This is a genomic window from Enterococcus avium ATCC 14025 (genome assembly GCF_000406965.1).
GTDB lineage: Bacteria > Bacillota > Bacilli > Lactobacillales > Enterococcaceae > Enterococcus_A > Enterococcus_A avium.
The window spans coordinates 226,236-247,789 of record NZ_KE136362.1; the positions used below are offsets into that span (position 1 = coordinate 226,236).

The 21,554-nt window shown below is 40.3% G+C and carries 37 protein-coding genes; 36 read left to right on the plus strand and 1 reads right to left on the minus strand.

Translation table 11 applies throughout. From position 1 onward, the window contains the following. Window positions 1–548: 548 nt before the first annotated feature. The 34 genes from rpsJ (at window position 549) to truA (ending at window position 18,765) form a co-directional block, all read left to right on the plus strand. Entirely contained in the window at window positions 549–857 is a 309-nt protein-coding gene (rpsJ, locus tag OMU_RS08180; RefSeq protein WP_010756438.1) for a 30S ribosomal protein S10, read from the plus strand. Window positions 858–879: 22 nt separating this feature from the next. Continuing rightward, the gene (gene rplC, locus OMU_RS08185) at window positions 880–1,509 is read left to right on the plus strand and encodes a 50S ribosomal protein L3 (protein ID WP_016179472.1); all 630 of its coding nucleotides are present in this window, start codon (window positions 880–882) and stop codon (window positions 1,507–1,509) included. A 28-nt stretch (window positions 1,510–1,537) separates the two neighbouring features. Further along, window positions 1,538–2,161, plus strand: coding sequence for a 50S ribosomal protein L4 (gene rplD, locus OMU_RS08190; protein WP_010782061.1), 624 nt, complete (start codon window positions 1,538–1,540; stop codon window positions 2,159–2,161). Beyond that, window positions 2,161–2,448: a 50S ribosomal protein L23 gene (gene rplW, locus OMU_RS08195; protein WP_016179473.1), complete on the plus strand. Its 288-nt coding sequence runs from the start codon at window positions 2,161–2,163 to the stop codon at window positions 2,446–2,448. The genes rplD and rplW overlap by 1 nt, the downstream gene beginning before the upstream one ends. Window positions 2,449–2,487: 39 nt before the next feature. Further along, window positions 2,488–3,321, plus strand: a complete 834-nt coding sequence (gene rplB / locus OMU_RS08200; RefSeq protein ID WP_016179474.1) for a 50S ribosomal protein L2 — start codon at window positions 2,488–2,490, stop codon at window positions 3,319–3,321. Between the two features lie 42 nt (window positions 3,322–3,363). After that, window positions 3,364–3,642, plus strand: coding sequence for a 30S ribosomal protein S19 (rpsS, locus tag OMU_RS08205; protein ID WP_016179475.1), 279 nt, complete (start codon window positions 3,364–3,366; stop codon window positions 3,640–3,642). A gap of 21 nt (window positions 3,643–3,663) precedes the next feature. Continuing rightward, window positions 3,664–4,011, plus strand: a complete 348-nt coding sequence (rplV, locus tag OMU_RS08210) for a 50S ribosomal protein L22 (RefSeq protein ID WP_010742755.1) — start codon at window positions 3,664–3,666, stop codon at window positions 4,009–4,011. Window positions 4,012–4,024: 13 nt separating this feature from the next. Further along, window positions 4,025–4,681: a 30S ribosomal protein S3 gene (rpsC, locus tag OMU_RS08215; RefSeq protein WP_010747212.1), complete on the plus strand. Its 657-nt coding sequence runs from the start codon at window positions 4,025–4,027 to the stop codon at window positions 4,679–4,681. Window positions 4,682–4,683: 2 nt separating this feature from the next. Beyond that, window positions 4,684–5,118: a 50S ribosomal protein L16 gene (gene rplP, locus OMU_RS08220; protein ID WP_010747211.1), complete on the plus strand. Its 435-nt coding sequence runs from the start codon at window positions 4,684–4,686 to the stop codon at window positions 5,116–5,118. After that, window positions 5,108–5,299 (plus strand): 50S ribosomal protein L29, encoded by a 192-nt coding sequence (rpmC, locus tag OMU_RS08225; RefSeq protein ID WP_010747210.1) that lies wholly within the window; start codon window positions 5,108–5,110, stop codon window positions 5,297–5,299. Before rplP ends, rpmC begins: the two co-directional genes overlap by 11 nt. Before the next feature lie 21 nt (window positions 5,300–5,320). Then, window positions 5,321–5,587 (plus strand): 30S ribosomal protein S17, encoded by a 267-nt coding sequence (gene rpsQ / locus OMU_RS08230; RefSeq protein ID WP_010742759.1) that lies wholly within the window; start codon window positions 5,321–5,323, stop codon window positions 5,585–5,587. 55 nt (window positions 5,588–5,642) lie between these two features. Further along, window positions 5,643–6,011, plus strand: a complete 369-nt coding sequence (rplN, locus tag OMU_RS08235) for a 50S ribosomal protein L14 (protein ID WP_010742760.1) — start codon at window positions 5,643–5,645, stop codon at window positions 6,009–6,011. A gap of 35 nt (window positions 6,012–6,046) precedes the next feature. Next, on the plus strand, window positions 6,047–6,358 hold the full coding sequence (gene rplX, locus OMU_RS08240) for a 50S ribosomal protein L24 (RefSeq protein ID WP_016179476.1): 312 nt from the start codon (window positions 6,047–6,049) through the stop codon (window positions 6,356–6,358). A gap of 26 nt (window positions 6,359–6,384) precedes the next feature. Next, window positions 6,385–6,924 (plus strand): 50S ribosomal protein L5, encoded by a 540-nt coding sequence (gene rplE / locus OMU_RS08245; RefSeq protein WP_010742762.1) that lies wholly within the window; start codon window positions 6,385–6,387, stop codon window positions 6,922–6,924. Window positions 6,925–6,941: 17 nt separating this feature from the next. Continuing rightward, window positions 6,942–7,127, plus strand: a complete 186-nt coding sequence (locus OMU_RS08250) for a type Z 30S ribosomal protein S14 (protein WP_028020384.1) — start codon at window positions 6,942–6,944, stop codon at window positions 7,125–7,127. 32 nt (window positions 7,128–7,159) lie between these two features. Continuing rightward, on the plus strand, window positions 7,160–7,558 hold the full coding sequence (gene rpsH, locus OMU_RS08255) for a 30S ribosomal protein S8 (RefSeq protein ID WP_016179477.1): 399 nt from the start codon (window positions 7,160–7,162) through the stop codon (window positions 7,556–7,558). A gap of 31 nt (window positions 7,559–7,589) precedes the next feature. Next, entirely contained in the window at window positions 7,590–8,126 is a 537-nt protein-coding gene (gene rplF / locus OMU_RS08260; protein WP_016179478.1) for a 50S ribosomal protein L6, read from the plus strand. A gap of 52 nt (window positions 8,127–8,178) precedes the next feature. Continuing rightward, window positions 8,179–8,535: a 50S ribosomal protein L18 gene (rplR, locus tag OMU_RS08265; protein ID WP_016179479.1), complete on the plus strand. Its 357-nt coding sequence runs from the start codon at window positions 8,179–8,181 to the stop codon at window positions 8,533–8,535. A 20-nt stretch (window positions 8,536–8,555) separates the two neighbouring features. After that, a complete protein-coding gene (gene rpsE, locus OMU_RS08270; RefSeq protein WP_010747203.1) occupies window positions 8,556–9,056 on the plus strand; it encodes a 30S ribosomal protein S5 in 501 nt (166 codons plus the stop codon). 14 nt (window positions 9,057–9,070) lie between these two features. Further along, a complete protein-coding gene (gene rpmD, locus OMU_RS08275) occupies window positions 9,071–9,250 on the plus strand; it encodes a 50S ribosomal protein L30 (protein ID WP_010747202.1) in 180 nt (59 codons plus the stop codon). Window positions 9,251–9,290: 40 nt separating this feature from the next. Beyond that, a complete protein-coding gene (gene rplO, locus OMU_RS08280) occupies window positions 9,291–9,731 on the plus strand; it encodes a 50S ribosomal protein L15 (protein ID WP_010742768.1) in 441 nt (146 codons plus the stop codon). Further along, window positions 9,731–11,032 (plus strand): preprotein translocase subunit SecY, encoded by a 1,302-nt coding sequence (secY, locus tag OMU_RS08285; RefSeq protein ID WP_016179480.1) that lies wholly within the window; start codon window positions 9,731–9,733, stop codon window positions 11,030–11,032. Before rplO ends, secY begins: the two co-directional genes overlap by 1 nt. A 62-nt stretch (window positions 11,033–11,094) precedes the next feature. Beyond that, window positions 11,095–11,742, plus strand: a complete 648-nt coding sequence (locus tag OMU_RS08290; RefSeq protein ID WP_016179481.1) for an adenylate kinase — start codon at window positions 11,095–11,097, stop codon at window positions 11,740–11,742. 177 nt (window positions 11,743–11,919) lie between these two features. After that, window positions 11,920–12,138 carry a translation initiation factor IF-1 gene (gene infA, locus OMU_RS08295; RefSeq protein ID WP_010742771.1) on the plus strand — a complete coding sequence of 73 codons (219 nt, stop codon included), beginning with the start codon at window positions 11,920–11,922 and terminating at the stop codon, window positions 12,136–12,138. Window positions 12,139–12,171: 33 nt separating this feature from the next. Next, window positions 12,172–12,288 carry a 50S ribosomal protein L36 gene (rpmJ, locus tag OMU_RS08300; RefSeq protein WP_010742772.1) on the plus strand — a complete coding sequence of 39 codons (117 nt, stop codon included), beginning with the start codon at window positions 12,172–12,174 and terminating at the stop codon, window positions 12,286–12,288. Window positions 12,289–12,306: 18 nt separating this feature from the next. Beyond that, the gene (gene rpsM / locus OMU_RS08305; protein WP_016179482.1) at window positions 12,307–12,672 is read left to right on the plus strand and encodes a 30S ribosomal protein S13; all 366 of its coding nucleotides are present in this window, start codon (window positions 12,307–12,309) and stop codon (window positions 12,670–12,672) included. 24 nt (window positions 12,673–12,696) lie between these two features. After that, the gene (gene rpsK / locus OMU_RS08310) at window positions 12,697–13,086 is read left to right on the plus strand and encodes a 30S ribosomal protein S11 (protein ID WP_016179483.1); all 390 of its coding nucleotides are present in this window, start codon (window positions 12,697–12,699) and stop codon (window positions 13,084–13,086) included. A gap of 79 nt (window positions 13,087–13,165) precedes the next feature. After that, window positions 13,166–14,104: a DNA-directed RNA polymerase subunit alpha gene (locus tag OMU_RS08315; RefSeq protein WP_010747196.1), complete on the plus strand. Its 939-nt coding sequence runs from the start codon at window positions 13,166–13,168 to the stop codon at window positions 14,102–14,104. A 27-nt stretch (window positions 14,105–14,131) separates the two neighbouring features. After that, window positions 14,132–14,512: a 50S ribosomal protein L17 gene (gene rplQ / locus OMU_RS08320; protein ID WP_016179484.1), complete on the plus strand. Its 381-nt coding sequence runs from the start codon at window positions 14,132–14,134 to the stop codon at window positions 14,510–14,512. A 253-nt stretch (window positions 14,513–14,765) separates the two neighbouring features. Continuing rightward, on the plus strand, window positions 14,766–15,602 hold the full coding sequence (locus OMU_RS08325) for an energy-coupling factor ABC transporter ATP-binding protein (RefSeq protein ID WP_016179485.1): 837 nt from the start codon (window positions 14,766–14,768) through the stop codon (window positions 15,600–15,602). Then, window positions 15,578–16,447 carry an energy-coupling factor ABC transporter ATP-binding protein gene (locus OMU_RS08330; protein ID WP_016179486.1) on the plus strand — a complete coding sequence of 290 codons (870 nt, stop codon included), beginning with the start codon at window positions 15,578–15,580 and terminating at the stop codon, window positions 16,445–16,447. The genes OMU_RS08325 and OMU_RS08330 overlap by 25 nt, the downstream gene beginning before the upstream one ends. Beyond that, window positions 16,437–17,234: an energy-coupling factor transporter transmembrane component T family protein gene (locus OMU_RS08335; protein ID WP_016179487.1), complete on the plus strand. Its 798-nt coding sequence runs from the start codon at window positions 16,437–16,439 to the stop codon at window positions 17,232–17,234. The genes OMU_RS08330 and OMU_RS08335 overlap by 11 nt, the downstream gene beginning before the upstream one ends. A gap of 113 nt (window positions 17,235–17,347) precedes the next feature. Then, window positions 17,348–17,920, plus strand: a complete 573-nt coding sequence (locus OMU_RS08340; protein ID WP_016179488.1) for a DUF6434 domain-containing protein — start codon at window positions 17,348–17,350, stop codon at window positions 17,918–17,920. Between the two features lie 98 nt (window positions 17,921–18,018). Beyond that, window positions 18,019–18,765: a tRNA pseudouridine(38-40) synthase TruA gene (gene truA, locus OMU_RS08345; protein ID WP_016179489.1), complete on the plus strand. Its 747-nt coding sequence runs from the start codon at window positions 18,019–18,021 to the stop codon at window positions 18,763–18,765. Window positions 18,766–18,814: 49 nt separating this feature from the next. On the opposite strand, the gene yeiL is transcribed toward truA, so the two are convergent. After that, complete coding sequence (gene yeiL / locus OMU_RS08350; RefSeq protein ID WP_016179490.1) at window positions 18,815–19,486, minus strand: transcriptional regulator YeiL; 672 nt, start codon at window positions 19,484–19,486, stop codon at window positions 18,815–18,817. Window positions 19,487–19,587: 101 nt separating this feature from the next. Between yeiL and rihB the strand changes: the two genes are divergently transcribed. Both rihB and rbsK read left to right on the plus strand, forming a co-directional pair. Next, a complete protein-coding gene (gene rihB / locus OMU_RS08355; RefSeq protein ID WP_016179491.1) occupies window positions 19,588–20,541 on the plus strand; it encodes a ribosylpyrimidine nucleosidase in 954 nt (317 codons plus the stop codon). A gap of 121 nt (window positions 20,542–20,662) precedes the next feature. Beyond that, the gene (rbsK, locus tag OMU_RS08360; RefSeq protein ID WP_016179492.1) at window positions 20,663–21,523 is read left to right on the plus strand and encodes a ribokinase; all 861 of its coding nucleotides are present in this window, start codon (window positions 20,663–20,665) and stop codon (window positions 21,521–21,523) included. Window positions 21,524–21,554: the final 31 nt, after the last annotated feature.

A 21,554-nucleotide genomic window follows, 5' to 3' on the forward strand; every position in this document is an offset into this window, starting at 1 on the left:
AAGGAAAAAATTCCAAAGGAAGTAGTTCAATTTTTGGATGCAGGAGATGTTGCATTTGATCCTGAGAACGCTCCGCAATTTGATTGCGAAAAATGTGGTGGAGAGATGTATCCAGAATACTATAAGAACGTACTTGGATACGAATTTAGAATCAGTGATCGACAATAAAATGATTTATCTAAACAAAAAGTCCTCAGGAGCGGTTTTCTCCTGAGGTTTTCTTAGAATTATTCATTGGTAGCGAGAGGGATACGTTGCTGTTCTTATATAGAAGAAAACTTTTATTCTGTTTAAAAGATTAAACTTTCTGAAAACACAACAGAAAATCCTAAAAACTTTAGAAAATCCTTGCAATCATAGGTCCCATGTAATATAATCATAAAGGTGCTGTTTGCAGGAGTGCAAATATCACTGGGGGGTTCTGAAAAGAATCCGTCGGCTTTGAAACGAGAGGTTGCGACACGCCCGGACGCTTTGCCACGAACGAGCGTGACGGAGATTTTCGTGGAGCTATGTCTACTTTTAAAATAGGCGAAGGAGGGAACAAGATGGCAAAACAAAAAATTCGTATCCGTTTAAAAGCGTATGAACATGGTATTTTAGATCAATCAGCGGATAAAATCGTGGAAACTGCAAAGAGAACTGGAGCTAGCGTATCTGGTCCGATTCCATTACCAACTGAACGCAGTCTTTACACTGTAATCCGTGCGACTCACAAATACAAAGATTCACGCGAACAATTCGAAATGCGTACTCACAAACGTCTAATTGACATTGTGAACCCAACACCGAAGACAGTTGATGCTTTAATGAAGCTTGACTTACCATCAGGTGTGAATATTGAAATCAAACTATAATTAAGAAGATGGAGGTGTAATCATGACCAAAGGAATCTTAGGGAAAAAAGTGGGAATGACTCAAATCTTCACTGAATCTGGTGAACTTATTCCAGTTACTGTTATCGAAGCTACTCCAAACATTGTTTTACAAGTAAAAACAATGGAAAACGATGGCTACGAAGCTGTTCAATTAGGTTACCAAGATATGCGTGAAGTTTTGTCTAACAAACCTGCGAAAGGTCATGTTGCAAAAGCAAACACGGCTCCTAAGCGCTTCATTCGAGAATTCAAAGATGTTGAGCTAGGAGACTATGAAGTAGGTAAAGAAGTGAAAGTTGATACTTTCCAAGCTGGAGACATCATTGATGTTACCGGAACGACTAAGGGTAAAGGATTCCAAGGCGTTATCAAACGTCACGGACAAAGCCGCGGCCCAATGGCACACGGTTCTCGTTACCATCGTCGTCCTGGATCTATGGGTCCTGTTGCACCAAACCGCGTATTTAAAAATAAAAAACTTGCTGGTCGTATGGGTGGTAACCGCGTAACGATTCAAAATCTTGAAATTGTACGTGTTGACGCTGACCGCAATGTTATCTTAGTAAAAGGAAATGTTCCTGGAGCTAAAAAATCTTTAATTACTATCAAATCAGCTGTGAAAGCTAAATAATTAGTTAGAGGAAAGGAGGAACTAAGGAATGCCAACTGTAGCATTATTCAAACAAGATGGAACTCAAAATGGTGACATCACTTTAAATGAAGAAATCTTCGGAATTGAACCAAATGAAAGTGTTGTTTACGATGCAATCGTTATGCAACGCGCTTCATTGAGACAAGGAACACACGCTGTGAAAAATCGTAGCGCAGTTCGTGGCGGTGGTCGCAAGCCATGGCGTCAAAAAGGAACTGGACGTGCTCGTCAAGGTTCTATCCGTTCACCACAATGGCGTGGGGGTGGCGTTGTTTTCGGACCTACACCACGTTCATACAGCTACAAACTTCCTAAAAAAGTTCGTCGCTTAGCAATTAAATCTGTTTTATCAGAAAAAGTTGCTGAAAATAACTTGGTTGCTGTTGATGCTTTAAGCTTTGACGCACCTAAAACAAAAGAATTTAAACAAGTTTTAACTAGCTTGTCTATTGATTCTAAAGTATTGGTTGTATTGGAAACAGAAAACGAAGTTGCAGGCTTAGCTGCTCGTAACTTATCAAACGTAACTGTTACTACTTCAGACAACGTTACTGTATTAGATGTAGTCGCTAATGACAAAATCTTAGCAACGCAAACTGCTCTTACTCAAATTGAGGAGGTGCTTGCATAATGAACTTACTAGACGTAATTAAACGCCCAGTGATCACTGAAAAATCTATGTTAGACATGGATGAAAAGAAATACACTTTTGAAGTTGACACTCGCGCAAACAAAACTTTAGTCAAACAAGCAGTTGAAGCTGCTTTCGACGTGAAAGTTAAAAATGTAAACATTATGAATGCTAAACCAAAAGCAAAACGTATGGGTAAATACCAAGGCTTCACTAAAAAACGTCGCAAAGCTGTTGTGACTTTAACTGAAGGTTCAAAAGAAATCCAAATTTTTGACGCTGAATAAGCGTTAAAAAATCACTAGTAAATAGGAGGGAAACTAGACGTGGCGATTAAAAAGTACAAACCTACCTCAAATGGTCGTCGTAATATGACAAGTTCTGATTTCGCTGAAATCACTACTTCAACGCCTGAAAAGACGTTATTACAACCATTGAAAAACAACGCCGGTCGTAACAACAACGGTCGCATCACTGTACGTCATCAAGGTGGCGGACATAAACGTCAATATCGTGTTATCGACTTTAAACGTAACAAAGATAACGTGGTTGCTACAGTTCAAACGATCGAATACGATCCAAACCGCTCAGCAAACATTGCATTAGTTCATTATTCAGACGGAGTGAAAGCATACATCTTAGCCCCTAAAGGCTTAGAAGTTGGCATGACAATCGTATCTGGAGCAGATGCAGATATTAAAATCGGGAATGCATTACCACTAGAAAATATTCCAGTCGGTACTGTAATCCACAATATTGAAATGAAACCTGGTAAAGGCGGACAATTGATCCGTTCAGCTGGTACAAGTGCTCAAGTACTTGGTAAAGAAGGAAAATACGTATTAGTACGTTTAAACTCTGGCGAAGTTCGTATGATCTTAGCTACTTGCCGTGCTACTATCGGTTCTGTGGGTAACGAACAACATGAATTGATTAACATCGGTAAAGCTGGACGTTCTCGTTGGATGCGTAAACGCCCAACTGTACGTGGTAGCGTAATGAACCCTAACGATCACCCACACGGTGGTGGTGAAGGTAAAGCTCCAGTCGGACGTAAGGCTCCAGTATCTCCATGGGGACAACCTGCATTGGGTTACAAAACTCGTAACAAGAAAGCTGCTTCAGACAAGCTTATTGTACGTCGTCGTAAGACTAAATAAAATCATTGACTATGTGTCGCATATTTTGAGAGGAGGTACACCATGGGTCGTAGTTTGAAAAAAGGACCTTTCGCTGATGATCATTTGATGAAGAAGATCGAAGCACAACAAGGTGTTGAAAAGAAAAAAGTTATTAAAACTTGGTCTCGTCGCTCAACAATTTTTCCTAATTTTGTAGGATTTACTATTGCTGTTTATGACGGACGCAAACATGTGCCAGTTTACATCCAAGAAGACATGGTAGGACATAAATTAGGTGAATTTGCACCATCAAGAACTTATCGTGGACATGCCGCCGACGATAAGAAAACAAGACGTTAATTTTGAGGGGAGGATATTAACATGGCAGAACAAATTACATCAGCTAAGGCAACTGCGAAAACAGTTCGCACTTCTCCTCGTAAAGCACGTTTAGTAATCGATCTTATTAGAGGAAAAAGCGTAGCAGAAGCAATTTCAATCTTGAAATTCACACCAAACAAATCTGCAGGAATCATTGAAAAAGTAATGATGTCAGCAGTTGCTAACGCAGAAAACAACTTTGACTTAGATGTTGAAAATTTGGTAGTTTCTGAAGCATTTGTTAACGAGGGACCAACAATGAAACGTTTCCGTCCACGTGCAAAAGGTTCAGCTTCACCAATCAATAAACGTACAAGTCATATTACCGTTGTGGTATCAGAAAAATAAGGAGGGATAATCAGTGGGTCAAAAAGTAAATCCTATTGGAATGCGTGTAGGCATCATCCGTGAGTGGGATGCTAAATGGTATGCCGAAAAAGAGTATGCTGAATTTTTACACGAAGATTTGAGAATCCGTAAGTTCATCGCAACGAAACTTGCTGATGCCGCTGTGTCAACTGTTGAAATCGAACGCGCTGCAAACCGCGTAAACATTTCAATCCACACAGCTAAACCTGGTATGGTTATCGGTAAAGGCGGATCTGAAGTTGAGAGCCTAAGAAAAGAATTAAATAAATTAACTGGTAAACGAGTTCACATCAACATCGTTGAAATCAAAAAACCAGATTTAGATGCAAAATTAGTCGGAGAAGGAATCGCACGTCAATTAGAAAACCGTGTTGCTTTCCGTCGTGCACAAAAACAAGCGATCCAACGCACTATGCGTTCAGGCGCTAAAGGAATTAAAACTCAAGTATCTGGTCGTTTGAATGGTGCGGATATCGCTCGTTCAGAAGGATACTCTGAAGGAACAGTTCCTCTTCATACATTGCGTGCCGATATCGACTACGCATGGGAAGAAGCAGATACAACATACGGAAAACTAGGAGTTAAAGTGTGGATTTATCGTGGAGAAATTCTTCCTACAAAGAAAAACACTGAGAAAGGAGGGAAATAATCATGTTAGTACCTAAACGTGTAAAACACCGTCGTGAATTCCGCGGTAAAATGCGTGGGGAAGCTAAAGGTGGTAAAGAAATCGCATTTGGAGAATACGGCTTACAAGCTGTTGATTCACATTGGATCACTAACCGCCAAATCGAAGCTGCCCGTATTGCAATGACTCGTTACATGAAACGTGGTGGGAAAGTATGGATTAAAATTTTCCCTCACAAATCTTATACTGCCAAAGCAATTGGTGTACGTATGGGATCTGGTAAAGGTGCTCCTGAAGGCTGGGTTTCACCAGTTAAACGCGGCAAGATCATGTTTGAAATCGCCGGCGTTCCTGAAGAAGTTGCTCGTGAAGCATTACGTCTTGCTTCTCACAAATTACCAATGAAGACTAAGATCGTAAAACGTGAGGAAATGGGTGGTGAATCGAATGAAGGTTAAAGAAATCAGAGAATTAACCACTGCCGAAATGCTAGATCAAGAAAAACAATTAAAAGAAGAATTGTTCAATCTTAGATTCCAATTAGCAACAGGTCAATTAGAAAACACTGCACGTATTAAAGAAGTACGTAAATCGATTGCACGCATCAAAACTGTGTTGCGTGAACAAGCTGACAAATAGTGGAAGGAGGCCATTTCCAGTATGACTGAAGAAAGAAATCAACGTAAGGTTTATCAAGGACGTGTGGTATCAGACAAAATGGACAAAACGATCACTGTTGTCGTTGAAACCAAAAAGAACCATCCAATCTACGGTAAACGTATGAAATATTCTAAAAAATACAAAGCTCACGATGAAAACAATGAAGCAAAAATTGGCGATATCGTGAAAATTATGGAAACTCGTCCATTATCAGCTACCAAACGTTTCCGTCTGGTTGAAATCGTTGAAAAAGCAGTGATTATCTAATCACACGAGATTTTCCTATATAGATGTTTCTTAAATCTGAAAGGAGGATACACAAGTGATCCAAGCAGAAAGCCGTTTAAAAATCGCGGACAACTCAGGCGCTCGTGAAATTTTAACTATTAAAGTTCTTGGCGGATCTGGTCGCAAAACTGCAAATATCGGTGATGTGATTGTTGCTACGGTTAAACAAGCAACGCCAGGTGGTGTTGTCAAAAAAGGTGACGTTGTTAAAGCCGTTATCGTTCGGACTAAATCAGGCGCTCGTCGTACTGACGGTTCTTATATCAAATTTGATGAAAATGCAGCTGTTATCATTCGTGATGACAAGAGCCCAAGAGGAACACGTATCTTCGGACCTGTCGCTCGTGAACTACGCGAAGGCAACTTCATGAAGATCGTTTCATTGGCACCGGAAGTATTATAATCGAAAGATTCAACCAAAGGAGGTGCGCAACAGTAATGTTCGTTAAAAAAGGCGATAAAGTAAAAGTTATCTCTGGTAAAGACAGAAATAAAGAAGGCGTAGTATTAGAAGCCCTTCCTAAAAAAGACAAAGTCGTTGTTGAAGGCGTCAATATCGTAAAAAAACATAAGAAAGCCTCTCAAGAAGCCCCTCAAGGCGGAATCGTTGAGGTAGAAGCACCAATTCATGCTTCTAATGTAATGGTGATCGACCCTTCAAATGGAGAAGCGACACGCGTTGGCTACAAAGTGGTTGACGGAAAGAAAGTCCGCGTTTCTAAGAAAACCGGCGAAGCTCTAGATAAATAATTAAACAAGGAAGGAGGATCTTATAGATGAACCGCCTAAAAGAAAAATTTGTAAGTGAAATTACACCATCTTTGATGGAAAAATTTAACTATGATTCAGTTATGGAAGTTCCTAAAGTTGAGAAAATTGTCATCAACATGGGTGTTGGTGACGCGGTATCAAACGCAAAAAACTTAGACAAAGCTGTTGAAGAATTAGCATTGATTTCTGGTCAAAAACCAATCATCACTAAAGCTAAAAAATCAATCGCTGGTTTCCGTTTACGTGAAGGAATGCCTATCGGTGCGAAAGTAACACTACGTGGAGAAAGAATGTATGAATTCTTAGATAAATTAGTGTCTGTATCACTTCCACGTGTACGTGACTTCCACGGAGTAAGCAAAAAATCCTTTGATGGCCGTGGTAACTTTACTTTAGGTGTCAAAGAACAATTGATCTTCCCTGAAGTAGATTATGATTTAGTTGATAAAGTCCGTGGTATGGATATCGTTGTAGTAACTACTGCTAAAACAGACGAAGAATCTCGCGAATTATTAACACAACTTGGAATGCCATTCCAAAAATAATCAAGGAGGCGAAAAAATTGGCTAAAAAATCAATGATTGCTAAAAATAAACGCCCAGCTAAACATTCAACGCAAGAATATACTCGCTGCGAACGTTGCGGACGTCCACATTCAGTTTATCGTAAATTTCATCTTTGCCGTATTTGCTTCCGCGAACTTGCCTACAAAGGTCAAATTCCCGGCGTGAAGAAAGCTAGCTGGTAAAATAAACTCGCATAAAGGAGGTAAACAGTTCAATGGTCATGACAGATCCAATTGCAGATTTTCTAACTCGTATTCGTAATGCCAACATGGTAAAACACGACACAGTAGAAGTACCTGCTTCAAAAATCAAACGTGACATCGCCGAAATCCTTAAACGTGAAGGTTTCGTACGTGATGTTGAATATATCGAAGATGACAAACAAGGCATGATCCGTGTTTTCCTTAAATACGGTAAAAATGACGAACGTGTTATCACGAACTTAAAACGTATTTCTAAACCAGGCTTGCGTGCTTATGTCAAAGCTGACGAAGTACCAAAAGTATTAAACGGTTTAGGTATCGCAATCATCTCTACTTCTGAAGGTTTAGTAACTGACAAAGAAGCTAGAGGTAAAAACGTCGGCGGCGAAGTGCTAGCTTACGTTTGGTAAGATCAAACAATCCATGAGGAGGTGTCTTTAAGTGAGCCGTATTGGTAATAAAGTTGTCGTTTTACCTGCAGGAGTTGAAGTAACTCAAAAAGGAAACGAAGTAACTGTTAAAGGACCTAAAGGTGAATTAACTCGTACTTTTTCTTCTGATATCAAAATGAACATCGAAGGAAGCGAAGTAACATTCACTCGTCCAGATGACAGCAAAGAAATGAAAACAATCCACGGAACAACTCGTGCAAACTTCAATAACATGGTTGTTGGTGTTTCAGAAGGGTTCCAAAAAGCATTAGAATTAATCGGGGTTGGGTACCGTGCACAATTACAAGGATCAAAACTTGTATTGAACGTTGGTTACTCACATCCAGTTGAAATGGTAGCTCCAGAAGGTGTTACGATCGAAGTTCCTTCAAACACTCAAATTGTTGTTAAAGGATCTAACAAAGAAGTAGTAGGCGAATTAGCTGCGAAAATCCGCGGAACTCGTCCGCCAGAACCTTATAAAGGCAAAGGTGTTCGTTATGTTGGCGAATACGTACGTCGTAAAGAAGGTAAAACTGGTAAATAGTAGGTTGACCCTACACGCGGCTTAGGCCAGCTTAATTAAAGAGGTGACAATTGTGATTACAAAACCAGATAAGAATAAAACACGCCAAAAACGCCACATGCGCGTTCGCGGAAAAATCTCTGGTACTGCTGAGTGCCCACGCTTGAACGTTTTTCGTTCTAACAAAAACATCTACGCGCAAATCATTGATGACGTAGCGGGTGTGACGCTAGCAAGTGCCTCTGCCTTGGATAAAGAAATTTCAGGTGGAACAAAAACTGAACAAGCACAAGCTGTTGGGAAATTAGTAGCAGAACGTGCTTCAGAAAAAGGTATTAAGAAAGTAGTCTTTGACCGTGGTGGATACCTTTACCATGGCCGTGTAGCAGCTTTAGCTGAAGCAGCACGCGAAAATGGACTAGAATTTTAGGAGAAGGAGGAACACCATTCATGGTTTATATCGATCCAAAACATTTGGAATTAGAAGACCGCGTTGTAGCGATCAACCGTGTTACTAAAGTTGTTAAAGGTGGACGTCGTCTACGTTTCGCAGCACTAGTAGTTGTTGGTGACAAAAACGGTCACGTAGGCTTTGGTACTGGTAAAGCTCAAGAAGTACCTGAAGCAATTCGTAAAGCAATCGAAGACGCTAAGAAAAACCTAGTCGAAGTACCAATGGTAGGAACTACACTTCCTCACGAAGTTATTGGTGTATTCGGCGGCGGACGTATCTTAATGAAACCAGCCGTTGAAGGTTCTGGAGTTGCCGCTGGTGGACCAGTTCGTGCCGTCTTGGAATTAGCTGGGGTTGCCGATGTAACTTCTAAATCTTTAGGTTCAAATACACCGATCAACGTTGTTCGTGCAACTGTTGAAGGCTTGACTCAATTGAAAAAAGCAGAAGAAGTAGCGCAATTACGCGGTATCTCTGTTGAAAACTTAGCTAATTAAGGAGGACGAATGAAATGGCTGAATTAAAAATTACTTTAAAACGCAGTATTATCGGACGTCCTCAAAACCAACGTGACACTGTTAAAGCGTTGGGTCTTAAAAAAATGAACAGCACAGTTGTTAAACCAGCCAATGATGCAATCAAAGGTATGGTTAATACAGTGTCTCATTTAGTGGACGTAGAAGAAGTTTAATAAGACAATGATGATTAAAATCTAAGGAGGTGCCAATATAATGAAACTTCATGAATTACAACCTGCCGAAGGTTCACGTAAAGTTCGCAACCGCGTTGGACGTGGTACTTCATCAGGTAACGGAAAAACATCTGGACGTGGTCAAAAAGGTCAAAAGGCTCGTTCAGGCGGTGGTGTACGTTTAGGTTTTGAAGGTGGACAAACTCCTTTATTCCGTCGTTTACCAAAACGCGGATTTACTAACGTGAATCGTAAAGAATACGCTGTAATCAATCTAGATGTCTTAAATCGTTTTGAAGATGGAACTGAAGTAACACCTGTTGCTCTAGTTGAAGCTGGAATCGTGAAAAACGAAAAAGCTGGAATCAAAGTTTTAGGAAACGGATCATTAGATAAAAAACTAACCGTTAAAGCAGCAAAATTCTCTAAACATGCTCAAGAAACAATTGAAGCTGCTGGTGGTTCAATCGAGGTGATTTAATGTTCAAACTTTTAAAGGATTCATTCAAAGTTCAGAACATCCGATCACGGATCTTGTTTACTGTCTTAATGCTGTTAGTATTCCGGCTTGGTGCACAAATCACTGTGCCGGGAGTTGATGCGCATGGACTGCAAGGCCTGAGTGAGATGCCATTTTTCAGAATGTTGAATATGGTTAGTGGCTCAGCTATGCAAAACTTCTCTATCTTCTCGATGGGGGTTTCTCCATATATTACTGCTTCAATCGTTATTCAGTTGTTGCAGATGGATATCATTCCTAAATTTGTTGAATGGTCAAAACAAGGGGAAGTGGGACGTAAAAAGCTAAATCAAGCAACTCGCTATTTAACTTTAGTCTTGGCTTTCATCCAGTCTGTAAGTATCACAGCTGGATTTGACTATTTTGCGCAATTTGGTTTTGTTCCAAACCGTAATGTTCAGACGTTTGTTACAATCGGCGTAATCCTTACTGCTGGTACAATGTTTGTTACATGGTTGGGGGAACAGATCACTGAAAAGGGAATCGGTAACGGTGTATCAATGATTATCTTTGCGGGGATCATTTCACGATTGCCACAAAGCATCAAAGATATCTATGATGATTATTTCGTGAACATCGATTCTAGTGATCTTTGGAAATCTGTTATTTTTGTTGTGATTTTACTTATCGCTATCGTGTTGATTGTCGTTTTTGTAACGTACTTTCAACAAGCGGAAAGAAAAATTCCGATTCAATATACAAAACAAGTCGTTGGGGCACCAACAAGCAGTTATTTACCGCTAAAAGTAAATGCTGCCGGAGTTATTCCGGTTATCTTCGCCAGCTCATTTATTGCGACTCCAAATGCGGTGTTGCAGGCATTAGCTAGCAAGTATAGCGCGGAAGGCTGGTACGATATGTTAACGAAGCTATTCAGTTATGATACCGTTCCGGGTGCTGCGATTTATACTGTTCTGATTGTTGCCTTCACCTTTTTCTATGCGTTTGTTCAGGTTAATCCTGAAAAATTAGCAGAGAACTTACAAAAACAAGGAAGTTACATTCCTCGTGTGAGACCAGGTAAAGGAACAGAAGAATATGTTTCTGCAATTTTAATGCGTTTAAGCGTAGTCGGAGCTATTTTCTTAGGTTTGATTGCCTTGATTCCAATTATCGCACAAATGATTTGGAATTTACCTCAATCAATTGGTTTAGGTGGAACAAGTCTTTTGATCGTCGTTGGTGTGGCGTTAGAAACTGCAAAACAATTAGAAGGACTCATGTTGAAACGACGGTATGTCGGATTCATGGATGAAGAGTAGATTCGTGTGTTGAGGGTCATCCTCAACGCCGTTCTCGCTTCAAATATTTAGGAGGGAAATCAATGAACCTGATCTTAATGGGACTGCCAGGCGCAGGAAAAGGAACACAAGCAGAAAGAATTGTTGCAACGTACAATATTCCGCATATCAGCACGGGGGATATGTTCCGAGAAGCAATCAAAAACGAGACAACACTCGGATTGAAAGCAAAATCATATATGGATGCAGGGGATTTGGTCCCAGATGAAGTTACTAACGGTATCGTGAAGGAGCGTTTAGCGCAAAAGGACACTGATAAAGGGTTCTTGTTAGACGGATTCCCTCGTACTTTAGATCAAGCCAAAGCATTAGCTGAAATGTTAACGGACTTGAATAAAAAGATTGATGCTGTGATTGAAATTCAAGTAGCAGAAGAAGTGTTAGTTGAACGTTTGGCAGGACGCTTCATGTGCCGCAACTGTGGTGCGACTTATCATAAAATCTTCAATCCTACAAAAGTAGAAGGTACTTGTGATCGCTGTGGTGGTCATGAATTTTATCAACGTGAAGATGATAAGCCAGAAACAGTTAAAAATCGTTTGTCTGTAAATGTTAAAAACAGCGAACCAATTTTAGCTTACTATAATGAAGAAGGTCTGTTATATCCAGTTGATGGAGATCGTGAAATTGATGCCGTATTTGCGGATGTAGAAAAGATTATCGAAAAATAATTTTGCCTGCCGACTTGAGATGCAGTTTATCTTGCCAAGTTCGATGTTTTATGATAGAATTTGTCAGTCCGACTTCTAGCTTTTTTTAGAAGTTTAACTTTAGAATTACGGTGGGAACTGCAGTTTCCGCCATTTTATCGTGTGAAAATGCGAAACAACTACAAGGAGGTACTCTGCGTGGCAAAAGAAGATATGATTGAAATCGAAGGAACAGTCGTCGAAACTTTGCCGAATGCAATGTTTAAAGTCGAATTGGAAAACGGACACGAAGTTCTTGCACACGTATCTGGTAAAATCCGGATGTATTATATTCGAATCTTACCTGGAGATAAGGTTACAGTAGAACTTTCTCCATATGATTTGAGCCGTGGTCGCATTACCTATCGCTTTAAGTAAGTTGTACTCCGTAAAACTTCAGGAGGTATAATCATGAAAGTAAGACCATCAGTAAAACCAATGTGTGAACATTGTAAAGTAATTCGTCGTAATGGACGCGTTATGGTGATTTGCCCAGCAAACCCAAAACATAAACAACGTCAAGGATAATTGGAGGTGTAATTAAGTATGGCTCGTATTGCAGGAGTAGATATTCCTCGTGATAAACGCGTGGTAATTTCACTTACTTATATTTACGGTATTGGAAATACTACAGCGAAACAAATTTTAGCCAACGCAGGCGTTTCTGAAGATGTTCGTGTACGTGACTTAACGAATGAACAAACAGACGCTATCCGTGCTGAAGTTGATAAATTAAAAGTTGAAGGCGATCTTCGTCGTGAAACTAACTTAAACATCAAACGTTTGATGGAAATCGGTTCATACCGTGGAATTCGTCATCGTCGTGGCTTGCCTACACGTGGACAAAACACTAAGAACAACGCTCGTACTCGTAAAGGCCCAGCTCGCGCTATTGCCGGCAAGAAAAAATAATTAGTGAAGGAGGTATAAATCTTCATGGTAGCAAAGAAAGTCAATCGTAAACGTCGTGTGAAGAAGAATATCGAAACAGGTATTGCTCATATTCATTCGACTTTCAATAATACAATCGTCATGATCACTGATGCTAGCGGTAACGCTGTAGCATGGTCATCTGCAGGTTCATTAGGTTTCAAAGGTAGTAAGAAATCAACTCCTTTCGCTGCTCAAATGGCTGCTGAAACTGCAACAAAAGCTGCAATGGAACATGGATTGAAAAGTGTTGAAGTCACTGTTAAAGGACCTGGTTCTGGTCGTGAAGCAGCGATTCGTTCATTGCAAGCAACTGGTTTAGAAGTAACTGCAATTCGTGACGTGACTCCAGTACCTCATAATGGATGCCGCCCTCCAAAACGCCGTCGTGTTTAATGAGTGCCCAACTCTATGAGTTTTACAGGAACGTCATTGAACAAGACACTTTTCGTTTTGAAAGGGGTAAAAGACAAGAATGATTGAATTCGAAAAACCAAGAATCACAAAAATTGATGAAGACAGAGATTATGGCAAGTTCGTTGTTGAACCTTTGGAAAGAGGTTATGGAACTACTTTAGGTAATTCTCTACGTCGTATTCTACTTTCTTCTTTACCAGGCGCTGCCATTACCAATATTCAAATCGATGGGGTGTTACACGAATTTTCAACCATCAAAGGTGTAAGAGAAGACGTTGTACAAATCATCTTGAATATCAAAGGTTTAGCGTTGAAATTATTTGCGGAAGAAGAAAAAACCCTTGAGATCGATATTACTGGACCAGCTACGGTAACTGCCGGCGATATTATCGTTGACAGCGACGTTGAAATCTTGAATAAAGATATGTACATTTGTACTGTTGCTGAAGGTGCGACATTCCATGCTCGCCTAACAGTAAAACCTGGTCGAGGCTATGTTCAAGCAGACGAAAATAAAAAGGAAGATATGCCAATTGGTGTCCTTCCAGTCGATTCTATCTATACACCGGTACGTAAAGTCAACTACCAAGTTGAAAATACACGTGTTGGTCGTCGTGATGACTTCGATAAATTAACGATGGAAATTTGGACTGACGGATCGATCATTGCTCAAGAAGCATTGAGTCTTGCAGCGAAAATTTTAACTGAACATTTAGATATTTTTGTAAATCTTACTGATGAAGCGAAAAATGCTGAAATCATGGTAGAAAAAGAAGAAACACAAAAAGAAAAAATGTTGGAAATGACCATCGAAGAACTAGACCTGTCTGTACGTTCGTACAATTGCTTGAAACGTGCCGGAATTAATACGGTTCAAGAATTAACGAATAAATCTGAACCTGAAATGATCAAAGTACGTAATTTAGGACGTAAATCACTTGAAGAAGTGAAGGCTAAGTTACATGATCTTGGTTTAGGACTACGTAAAGACGATTAATATTGTTGACAAAGGAGGGAAACCTACGTGAGTTATCGTAAATTAGGACGCACATCTAGCCAACGTAAGGCAATGTTGCGTGACTTAACAACTGACTTAATTATCAACGAACGCATCGTTACGACTGAAGCTCGTGCGAAAGAAGTTCGTTCAACTGCTGAAAAGATGATTACTTTAGGAAAACGCGGGGATCTTCATGCACGTCGCCAAGCTGCAAGCTTTGTACGTAATGAAGTCGCTGATGTTCGCGAAGAAAACGAAGAAATCGTTACTGAAACTGCATTGCAAAAATTATTTAACGATATTGCTCCTCGTTACGCTGAACGTCAAGGTGGATACACTCGTATCTTGAAAACTGAACCTCGTCGCGGCGACAACGCCCCTATGGTTGTTTTAGAACTTGTATAATAATCACTCTTCACTTTATAGATGATTCTTTTAGAGTGTTATGATGTTGGAGATTTTCTCCGAGTCTAGCTCAGCGCCGCTTCCCAGAATGTCTGGGAAGCTGGCACTCATCATAAAGTGTTTTTTTATACCCAAAAACACTGTCAAGACAGATCGGTATACAAAAGCATTTTATTGAGTATCAAGGATTGATAAAGTGAAGCTTTTTTGCTAGTCTTAGTACATATTTGCAATGAAGTGGAAAGGTGTAACCATGAAGCCAATTATTGAAATCAATCAAATTGAATTTAGCTATCAAGAAGAAGCAACTCCTGCTTTAAAGGATATTAGTTTCTCGATTAAAAAAGGCGAGTGGGTCGCGATTGTTGGGCACAATGGATCAGGAAAATCAACATTAGCCAAAGCAATCAACGGTCTGCATTTGCCTCAAAAAGGAACGGTTACTGTCGGAGGAATGACATTATCTGAGGAGTCTGTTTGGGATGTTCGTCGAATGGTCGGGATGGTTTTTCAAAATCCGGACAATCAATTTGTCGGAGCGACGGTCGAGGATGATGTAGCTTTCGGATTGGAAAATCAGGGAATCGAACGAAGTGAAATGCAGCGACGTGTTCAAGATGCATTGGAAAAAGTAAAAATGCAAGAGTTTGCAACGCGTGAGCCTGCCCGCCTTTCTGGTGGTCAGAAGCAACGAGTGGCAATCGCAGGAGTAGTAGCTTTGCGCCCTGACATCATTATTTTGGATGAAGCAACAAGCATGTTAGATCCTGAAGGTCGAGATGATGTTATTGCAACAATACGTAAGATTAAAGAAGAAAGTGATTTGACTGTTATCTCTATCACACATGATATTGATGAAGCAGCTAGTGCCAATCGCATCCTAGTGATGAGAGACGGGGAACTGTATCAAGAAGGATCCCCAGATGAAATTTTTTCTGCTGGACCGGAATTAGTTTCGTTGGGCCTAGATTTACCATTTCCTGAGAAGTTAAAATCAGCATTAAAGGATCGCGGTATAAATGTACCCGCGAACTATTTGGATGAAGAAGGGATGATGGACTGGTTATGGACATCCGTTTTGAAAAAGTAAGCTACGTTTATCAACCGAATACTCCCTTTGAACAACGGGCGCTTTATGATATTGATTTGAATATTAAAGAAGGTTCTTACACAGCATTGGTAGGGCATACTGGTAGTGGGAAATCGACTTTGTTACAACACTTGAATGCATTATTGAAGCCAACTGACGGTCAAGTTATGATTGGGGAACGAACGATTACACCAACGACAGATAACAAGAATTTAAAACCTGTACGAAAAAAGGTGGGAATTGTTTTTCAGTTTCCAGAAGCTCAACTTTTTGAAGAAACCGTAGCAAAGGACATTGCTTTTGGACCGAAAAATTTCGGTGTTAGTGATGAAGAAGCATTGGCATTAGCAGAAGAAAACTTAAAATTAGTTGGACTAGATGAAGAATATCTTGAACGCTCACCATTTGAGCTTTCTGGCGGTCAAATGCGCCGTGTAGCTATTGCTGGTGTTCTGGCTATGGAGCCTGAGGTTTTGGTCTTAGACGAGCCGACAGCGGGTTTAGATCCACTAGGCCGTAAAGAGATGATGGAAATGTTTTGGCGTCTTCATAAGGAAAAAAACATAACGATCGTCCTAGTTACACATTTAATGGATGACGTCGCGAATTTTGCTGATTATGTTTATGTTTTAGAAAAAGGACATGTGGCAAAACATGGTGATCCGCAAACGGTATTTGAAGATGTTGCCTGGTTAAAGGAAAAGCAATTAGGTGTACCGCAAGCAACTGCTTTTGCTGAAAAAATGCAGGCTCGCGGCGTGAATTTTGAAGCGTTACCTTTAACTGAAAATGAGTTGGCAGACTGGATCGTAAAATTTGCAGGAGGTCCTGCTCATGATGAATAAATTGATTTTTGGTCGTTATATTCCAGGTGATTCTCTGATTCACCGTCTGGATCCACGAGCAAAATTGGTCGCAAGTTTTTATTTTATCGGAATTATTTTTTTGGCGAATAATTGGCAAAGCTATCTATTTCTAGGAGCTTTTACGATGTTCGCAGTATTCCTATCTAAAATTAATTTGAACTTCTTTTTGAAGGGTGTTAGACCACTAATTTGGTTAATTATTTTTACAGTCGCGTTGCAGATGCTGTTTACGCGAGGCGGAACCTTGTATTGGTCGTGGGGCGTCTTTAGTCTTTCTTCTTATGGAATCCAAAACGGGCTATTTATCTTTTGCCGATTTGTTCTAATCATTTTTATGTCGACGTTGCTAACATTAACAACGCCGCCGCTATCAATGTCTGATGCGATTGAATCATTGTTAAATCCTTTAAAAAGATTTCATTTGCCAGTACATGAGATCGCCTTGATGTTGTCGATCGCTTTGCGGTTTGTACCGACATTAATGGATGAAACGGAAAAGATCATGAATGCTCAGCGTGCTCGTGGTGTTGATTTCAGTGATGGGAATTTGATTCAGAAAGTCAAAGCAATAGTACCGTTATTGATTCCTTTATTTGTCAGCAGCTTCAATCGTGCGGAGGATTTGGCGACGGCGATGGAAGCTCGTGGATATCGCGGCGGTGAAGGTCGAAGTAAGTATCGTAAATTAAAGTGGGCATCACGAGATACAATCGTTCTCGTTGTTTTTGCTCTCGCAACAGTCATTTTAATCTTTTTACGCAGTTAAGCTTGGAGTGATCCAGGCTTTTTTTACAGTCTTTGTTAATTTTAACTTATGAATTCGATGGTCTTTTCTTTATGGTAGGATGAATGAAGGAGTAAGCAATTGGAGGAGAAAAAATGACTGAAGAACGTCCAAAACTGCAAATTGGATTGAAGCCAGAAATATTTCGAGAATATTATTATTTGAAAGCAGAACTACAAACTTTCTGTCAGGAACATGGATTATCTAAATCAGGAAGTAAAGCAGAACTAAATGAACGGATCGAATATTTTTTGCAAACAGGTGAACAGTTAGCAAGGCCAGTGAAGGAAAAACGGTCGGTTCGTACAGAGGAATTAACGCTAGAAAGTTTGATTGAAGAGAATATTATTTTTTCAGAAGTTCATCGCGCTTTTTTTAAAAGAGAACTTGGAAATTCTTTTACTTTTAAGGTTGCTTTTCAAAAATGGCTGAAGGCAAATACTGGAAAAACATACCGCGAAGCGATTGCGATCTATCCTGAAATCGTAGCGAAAAAACCACAAAAAATTGATGCACAATTTGAATACAATACCTATATTCGTGATTTTTTTGCTGACAATCAAGGTCGCTCTTTGCAAGAGGCGATTGTTTGTTGGAAGTATAAAAAGTCACTCCCGGGTAGTAACAACTATCAATCAGAGGATTTAAGTGCGTTGGATTTCGAATAAAAAGCTGCTATAATGACTTCGGCAGAAATTAGTTGAGGAGATGGATCATAGTTCTAACCTTAACAATCGGGTTCATTAATAGTAAATAGGAGAATAGCATGGTCAGATATAAAGCAGTGATTGCTTATGATGGTACAAATTTTAATGGGTTTCAACGACAGCCGAATGGGCGAACGGTACAGGAGGAAGTCGAAAAGACGTTACAAAAAATGAATAATGGACAGCCAGTGACGATTTTTGGATCTGGTCGAACAGATGCTGGAGTCCATGCAATCGGACAAGTGATTCATTTTGATTATCCGCAGGAACGACCGTTAGAGCGGATGCGGTTCGCATTAGATACCCAGACGCCTGAAGATATCGCGGTTTCTTCAGTAGAAATTGTAGCGGACGATTTTCATGCGCGGTATCATGTCGTTGAGAAGACGTATCGTTTCAAAGTTCAAATAGCTAAGCCGCGAAGTCCCTTTCGCCGTTATTATGCGGCCTATTACCCTTATCCATTAGACTTAGATTTGATTCGTCGGGCGTTGCCAGATTTATTAGGTACGCATGATTTCACCTCTTTTTGTGCGACAGGTGGTTCGATCGAGGATAAGGTCCGGACGATTTATCAAGCGGATTTGGTTGTGAATGAGGATGAGACGGAATTGACCTTTATTTTTAGAGGGAATGGTTTTCTGTATAAGATGATTCGGATATTAGTTGGAACCTTATTAAAAATTGGGAATGGACGTATCCCGGCGGAGAGTATTCCAGCGATCATTGAAGCAAAGGATCGTAATGCCGCTGGACCAACTGCTCATCCAGAAGGCTTGTATTTAGCCGAAGTAAAATATGAATAGCAAAAAAGCATCCAATAACAGTCACAAGTGATTATTGTTGGATGCTTTTTTAGGCTTTTACTTCAGCGGCGAGTTGGGTCAATTTATGAACGTCTAGAATAAGGTATCCCTTTTTTATTTTTTTCAGGTAGCCATCCTCCACAAACTGTGCAATCACGAAAAGGAGATGACGATAAGAAACACCTAAATATTCGGCGACTTGAGTGTGTTTCTCACGGTAAGTCCCTTCGTTTTGTGTTAAAAGAATAAAGGCCGCTAAACGTTGTGAAAGCGGAAAGCCCTGATTTTGAGTTGAAGCTTTGATGTTTCGATAATTTTTATGAGCAAAGTAGATGCAGAGCTTTTGGAGAAAGAGCGCATCCTCTAGTAATCGCTTCTGACAGTCTTGTCTCGATAAGGCTAAGCACCAACAGTCCTCGATTGCTTGGACACTAAAGGCAGTTTGGTTTTCATCAACGAGCTCCATCTCACCGATAAAACAAGGTGGGGAAAAGAAATCAATCAGAGCGACTTTCCCATTGGCTAAGGTGTCGTATAATTTGGCTTTGCCCTTCACTAAGTAGAATAAATGCGTAGGTTGGTGATCTTCCTTGACGATGTAGCTGTTGGCCGGAAAGAAAAATAATTGCGTATCTAAACTGACATCGAAGGAAAACTGCTCAAGGTAGTCAGATGATCGAATGAATTGCTGTTTTAATTTTTCGTTTTGCAACTTCTTCATTTTTTCTACCTCCTTATGTGAGAATTCTCATACTTATCATAAGCAGGAACTTACTATAATGCAAATAGATAAAGGAAATTAATTTTTTAGGGGGCTATAAAATGGAGAAACGGAAAATTATTTTAGATTGCGATCCGGGACATGATGATGCGATTACGATGTTGATGGCAGCGGCACATCCGAAAATTGATTTGTTAGGGATCACTATTGTAGCAGGAAATCAAACGCTAGACAAAACAGTGGTGAATGGATTGAATGTCTGTCAATTGCTGGGCATTGATGCGAAAGTCTATGCAGGGATGCCAAAACCGATGGTGCGGGAACAAGTAGTAGCTGATAACGTTCACGGGGAATCTGGTTTGGACGGTCCAGTTTTTGGTCCATTACATCGGCAAGTAGAAGAAACACATGCGGTTAAATATATCATTGATACGTTGTTGGCGAGCGACGGGGATATCACACTTGTTCCGGTTGGTCCGTTAACCAATATTGCAGTGGCGATGCGAATGGAGCCATTGATCATTCCAAAAATCAAAGAAATTGTTTTGATGGGCGGCGCTTATGGAACAGGGAACTTCACACCATCTGCTGAATTTAACATTTTTGCCGATCCAGAGGCAGCCCATGTCGTCTTTAGTTCTGGTGCACCGATTGTTATGATGGGGCTTGATCTAACGCATCAAACAATTTGTACAGAAGATATTATCGAACGTATGGAAGGCGTTGGGAATGTCGCAGGGAAGCTATTTGGTGACATTATGCGCTTCACGTTGAAAAGCCAATTTGAATGCTTTGGGTTAGCTGCGGGTCCTCTGCATGATGCTACATGTGTGGGTTATCTAATTTCTCCAGAGATATTTGAAACACAGGAAATGTATGTCGAAATCGATATCAATCGTGGACCTTGCTATGGTCGGACCGTTTGTGATGAGCTGTATGTGCTAGGTCAGCCGTCGAATGTCAAAGTAGGTAAGAAGATCAATGCGGAGCATTTTTGGGATCTGGTTGAAGAGTGTATCCGAATGTATTCAGATGTCTATGCAGAAGCAAAATAGATAGTTGAAACCAGAGAGAGGCAACTTATTTAAAAATTGAGATCGGTTGTTTCTCTTTGAAAATTTGTAAACGATTTAAAAACGAGATGTGTGAATGAATACAAACGAGGAGTGAGTTTAAATGAAAGTCGTTGTTGTTGGAAGCATCAATTTGGATTTAGTTGTTCAAGCAGACCGTTTTCCTAAGATTGGCGAGACGATGTTTGGCACCGATAGTAAAATGCTGCCAGGAGGAAAGGGTGCTAACCAAGCGGTTGCTGCGGCACGATTGGGTGCAGATGTGACGATGATTGGGTGTGTCGGCGAAGATGCTTATGGTGAGATTGTCTTAAAAAATTTTCAAGAGAATATGCTCGATACGTCATGCATCAAAAAGGTCGCTGAACCAACGGGCGTTGCCTACATCACGATTGCAGAAAATGATAATTCGATCATTCTCGTGCAAGGGGCTAACGCGTGTGTTGATCGTTCATTGATTGATAAGTATCAGGCACAAATTTTAGCTGCCGATATTGTGATCACGCAATGTGAGATTCCAATCGAAACGATCAGATACCTAATTGATTTTTGTGCGGAAAATGACGTGCATTTGATATTAAACCCAGCGCCAACTCCAGAAATCGCGCCTGAATATTTAGCTAAAGTAACATTTTTAACACCGAATGAGATTGAAATCAATCAATTGTTTCAGCAGGATGCTCAGACTGTTTTGCGGGAGCATCCCAATCAGATCATTATGACGTATGGTGCGAAAGGTGTTCGATATCATGATAGAGAAAAATTAATGGAGGTCCCAAGCTATAAGGTGCCCGTGATTGATACGACTGGAGCTGGAGATACTTTTAATGCGGCATTTGCAGTGGCGTATGCCAAGGATCAAGAATTGGAGAAGGCGATCACATTTGCTAATCTTGCTGCCAGTAAGACGGTTCAAGGGCTAGGAGCGCAAAGTGCGATGCCAAGAATCGAAGAGCTAGTTTAACGATAAAAGTGCGCAATAAAGTAAGCGCTAA

Excerpts from the sequence above, each read along its gene's own strand:
- OMU_RS08290 (WP_016179481.1), top strand. The coding sequence starts at position 11,095 with ATGAACCTGATCTTAATGGGACTGCCAGGCGCAGGAAAAGGAACACAA.
- rpsE (WP_010747203.1), top strand. The coding sequence starts at position 8,556 with ATGGTTTATATCGATCCAAAACATTTGGAATTAGAAGACCGCGTTGTA.
- rpsH (WP_016179477.1), top strand. The coding sequence starts at position 7,160 with ATGGTCATGACAGATCCAATTGCAGATTTTCTAACTCGTATTCGTAAT.
- rplE (WP_010742762.1), top strand. The coding sequence starts at position 6,385 with ATGAACCGCCTAAAAGAAAAATTTGTAAGTGAAATTACACCATCTTTG.
- rpsJ (WP_010756438.1), top strand. The coding sequence starts at position 549 with ATGGCAAAACAAAAAATTCGTATCCGTTTAAAAGCGTATGAACATGGT.
- rpsQ (WP_010742759.1), top strand. The coding sequence starts at position 5,321 with ATGACTGAAGAAAGAAATCAACGTAAGGTTTATCAAGGACGTGTGGTA.
- rplX (WP_016179476.1), top strand. The coding sequence starts at position 6,047 with ATGTTCGTTAAAAAAGGCGATAAAGTAAAAGTTATCTCTGGTAAAGAC.
- rpsK (WP_016179483.1), top strand. The coding sequence starts at position 12,697 with ATGGTAGCAAAGAAAGTCAATCGTAAACGTCGTGTGAAGAAGAATATC.
- rpmD (WP_010747202.1), top strand. The coding sequence starts at position 9,071 with ATGGCTGAATTAAAAATTACTTTAAAACGCAGTATTATCGGACGTCCT.
- rpmJ (WP_010742772.1), top strand. The coding sequence starts at position 12,172 with ATGAAAGTAAGACCATCAGTAAAACCAATGTGTGAACATTGTAAAGTA.
- OMU_RS08340 (WP_016179488.1), top strand. The coding sequence starts at position 17,348 with ATGACTGAAGAACGTCCAAAACTGCAAATTGGATTGAAGCCAGAAATA.
- rpmC (WP_010747210.1), top strand. The coding sequence starts at position 5,108 with ATGAAGGTTAAAGAAATCAGAGAATTAACCACTGCCGAAATGCTAGAT.
- rplV (WP_010742755.1), top strand. The coding sequence starts at position 3,664 with ATGGCAGAACAAATTACATCAGCTAAGGCAACTGCGAAAACAGTTCGC.
- OMU_RS08325 (WP_016179485.1), top strand. The coding sequence starts at position 14,766 with ATGAAGCCAATTATTGAAATCAATCAAATTGAATTTAGCTATCAAGAA.
- rplC (WP_016179472.1), top strand. The coding sequence starts at position 880 with ATGACCAAAGGAATCTTAGGGAAAAAAGTGGGAATGACTCAAATCTTC.
- rplO (WP_010742768.1), top strand. The coding sequence starts at position 9,291 with ATGAAACTTCATGAATTACAACCTGCCGAAGGTTCACGTAAAGTTCGC.
- yeiL (WP_016179490.1), bottom strand. The coding sequence starts at position 19,486 with ATGAAGAAGTTGCAAAACGAAAAATTAAAACAGCAATTCATTCGATCA.
- rplW (WP_016179473.1), top strand. The coding sequence starts at position 2,161 with ATGAACTTACTAGACGTAATTAAACGCCCAGTGATCACTGAAAAATCT.
- truA (WP_016179489.1), top strand. The coding sequence starts at position 18,019 with ATGGTCAGATATAAAGCAGTGATTGCTTATGATGGTACAAATTTTAAT.
- rpsS (WP_016179475.1), top strand. The coding sequence starts at position 3,364 with ATGGGTCGTAGTTTGAAAAAAGGACCTTTCGCTGATGATCATTTGATG.
- rplD (WP_010782061.1), top strand. The coding sequence starts at position 1,538 with ATGCCAACTGTAGCATTATTCAAACAAGATGGAACTCAAAATGGTGAC.
- rbsK (WP_016179492.1), top strand. The coding sequence starts at position 20,663 with ATGAAAGTCGTTGTTGTTGGAAGCATCAATTTGGATTTAGTTGTTCAA.
- rplP (WP_010747211.1), top strand. The coding sequence starts at position 4,684 with ATGTTAGTACCTAAACGTGTAAAACACCGTCGTGAATTCCGCGGTAAA.
- OMU_RS08335 (WP_016179487.1), top strand. The coding sequence starts at position 16,437 with ATGATGAATAAATTGATTTTTGGTCGTTATATTCCAGGTGATTCTCTG.
- OMU_RS08315 (WP_010747196.1), top strand. The coding sequence starts at position 13,166 with ATGATTGAATTCGAAAAACCAAGAATCACAAAAATTGATGAAGACAGA.
- OMU_RS08330 (WP_016179486.1), top strand. The coding sequence starts at position 15,578 with ATGGACATCCGTTTTGAAAAAGTAAGCTACGTTTATCAACCGAATACT.
- secY (WP_016179480.1), top strand. The coding sequence starts at position 9,731 with ATGTTCAAACTTTTAAAGGATTCATTCAAAGTTCAGAACATCCGATCA.
- rpsM (WP_016179482.1), top strand. The coding sequence starts at position 12,307 with ATGGCTCGTATTGCAGGAGTAGATATTCCTCGTGATAAACGCGTGGTA.
- rihB (WP_016179491.1), top strand. The coding sequence starts at position 19,588 with ATGGAGAAACGGAAAATTATTTTAGATTGCGATCCGGGACATGATGAT.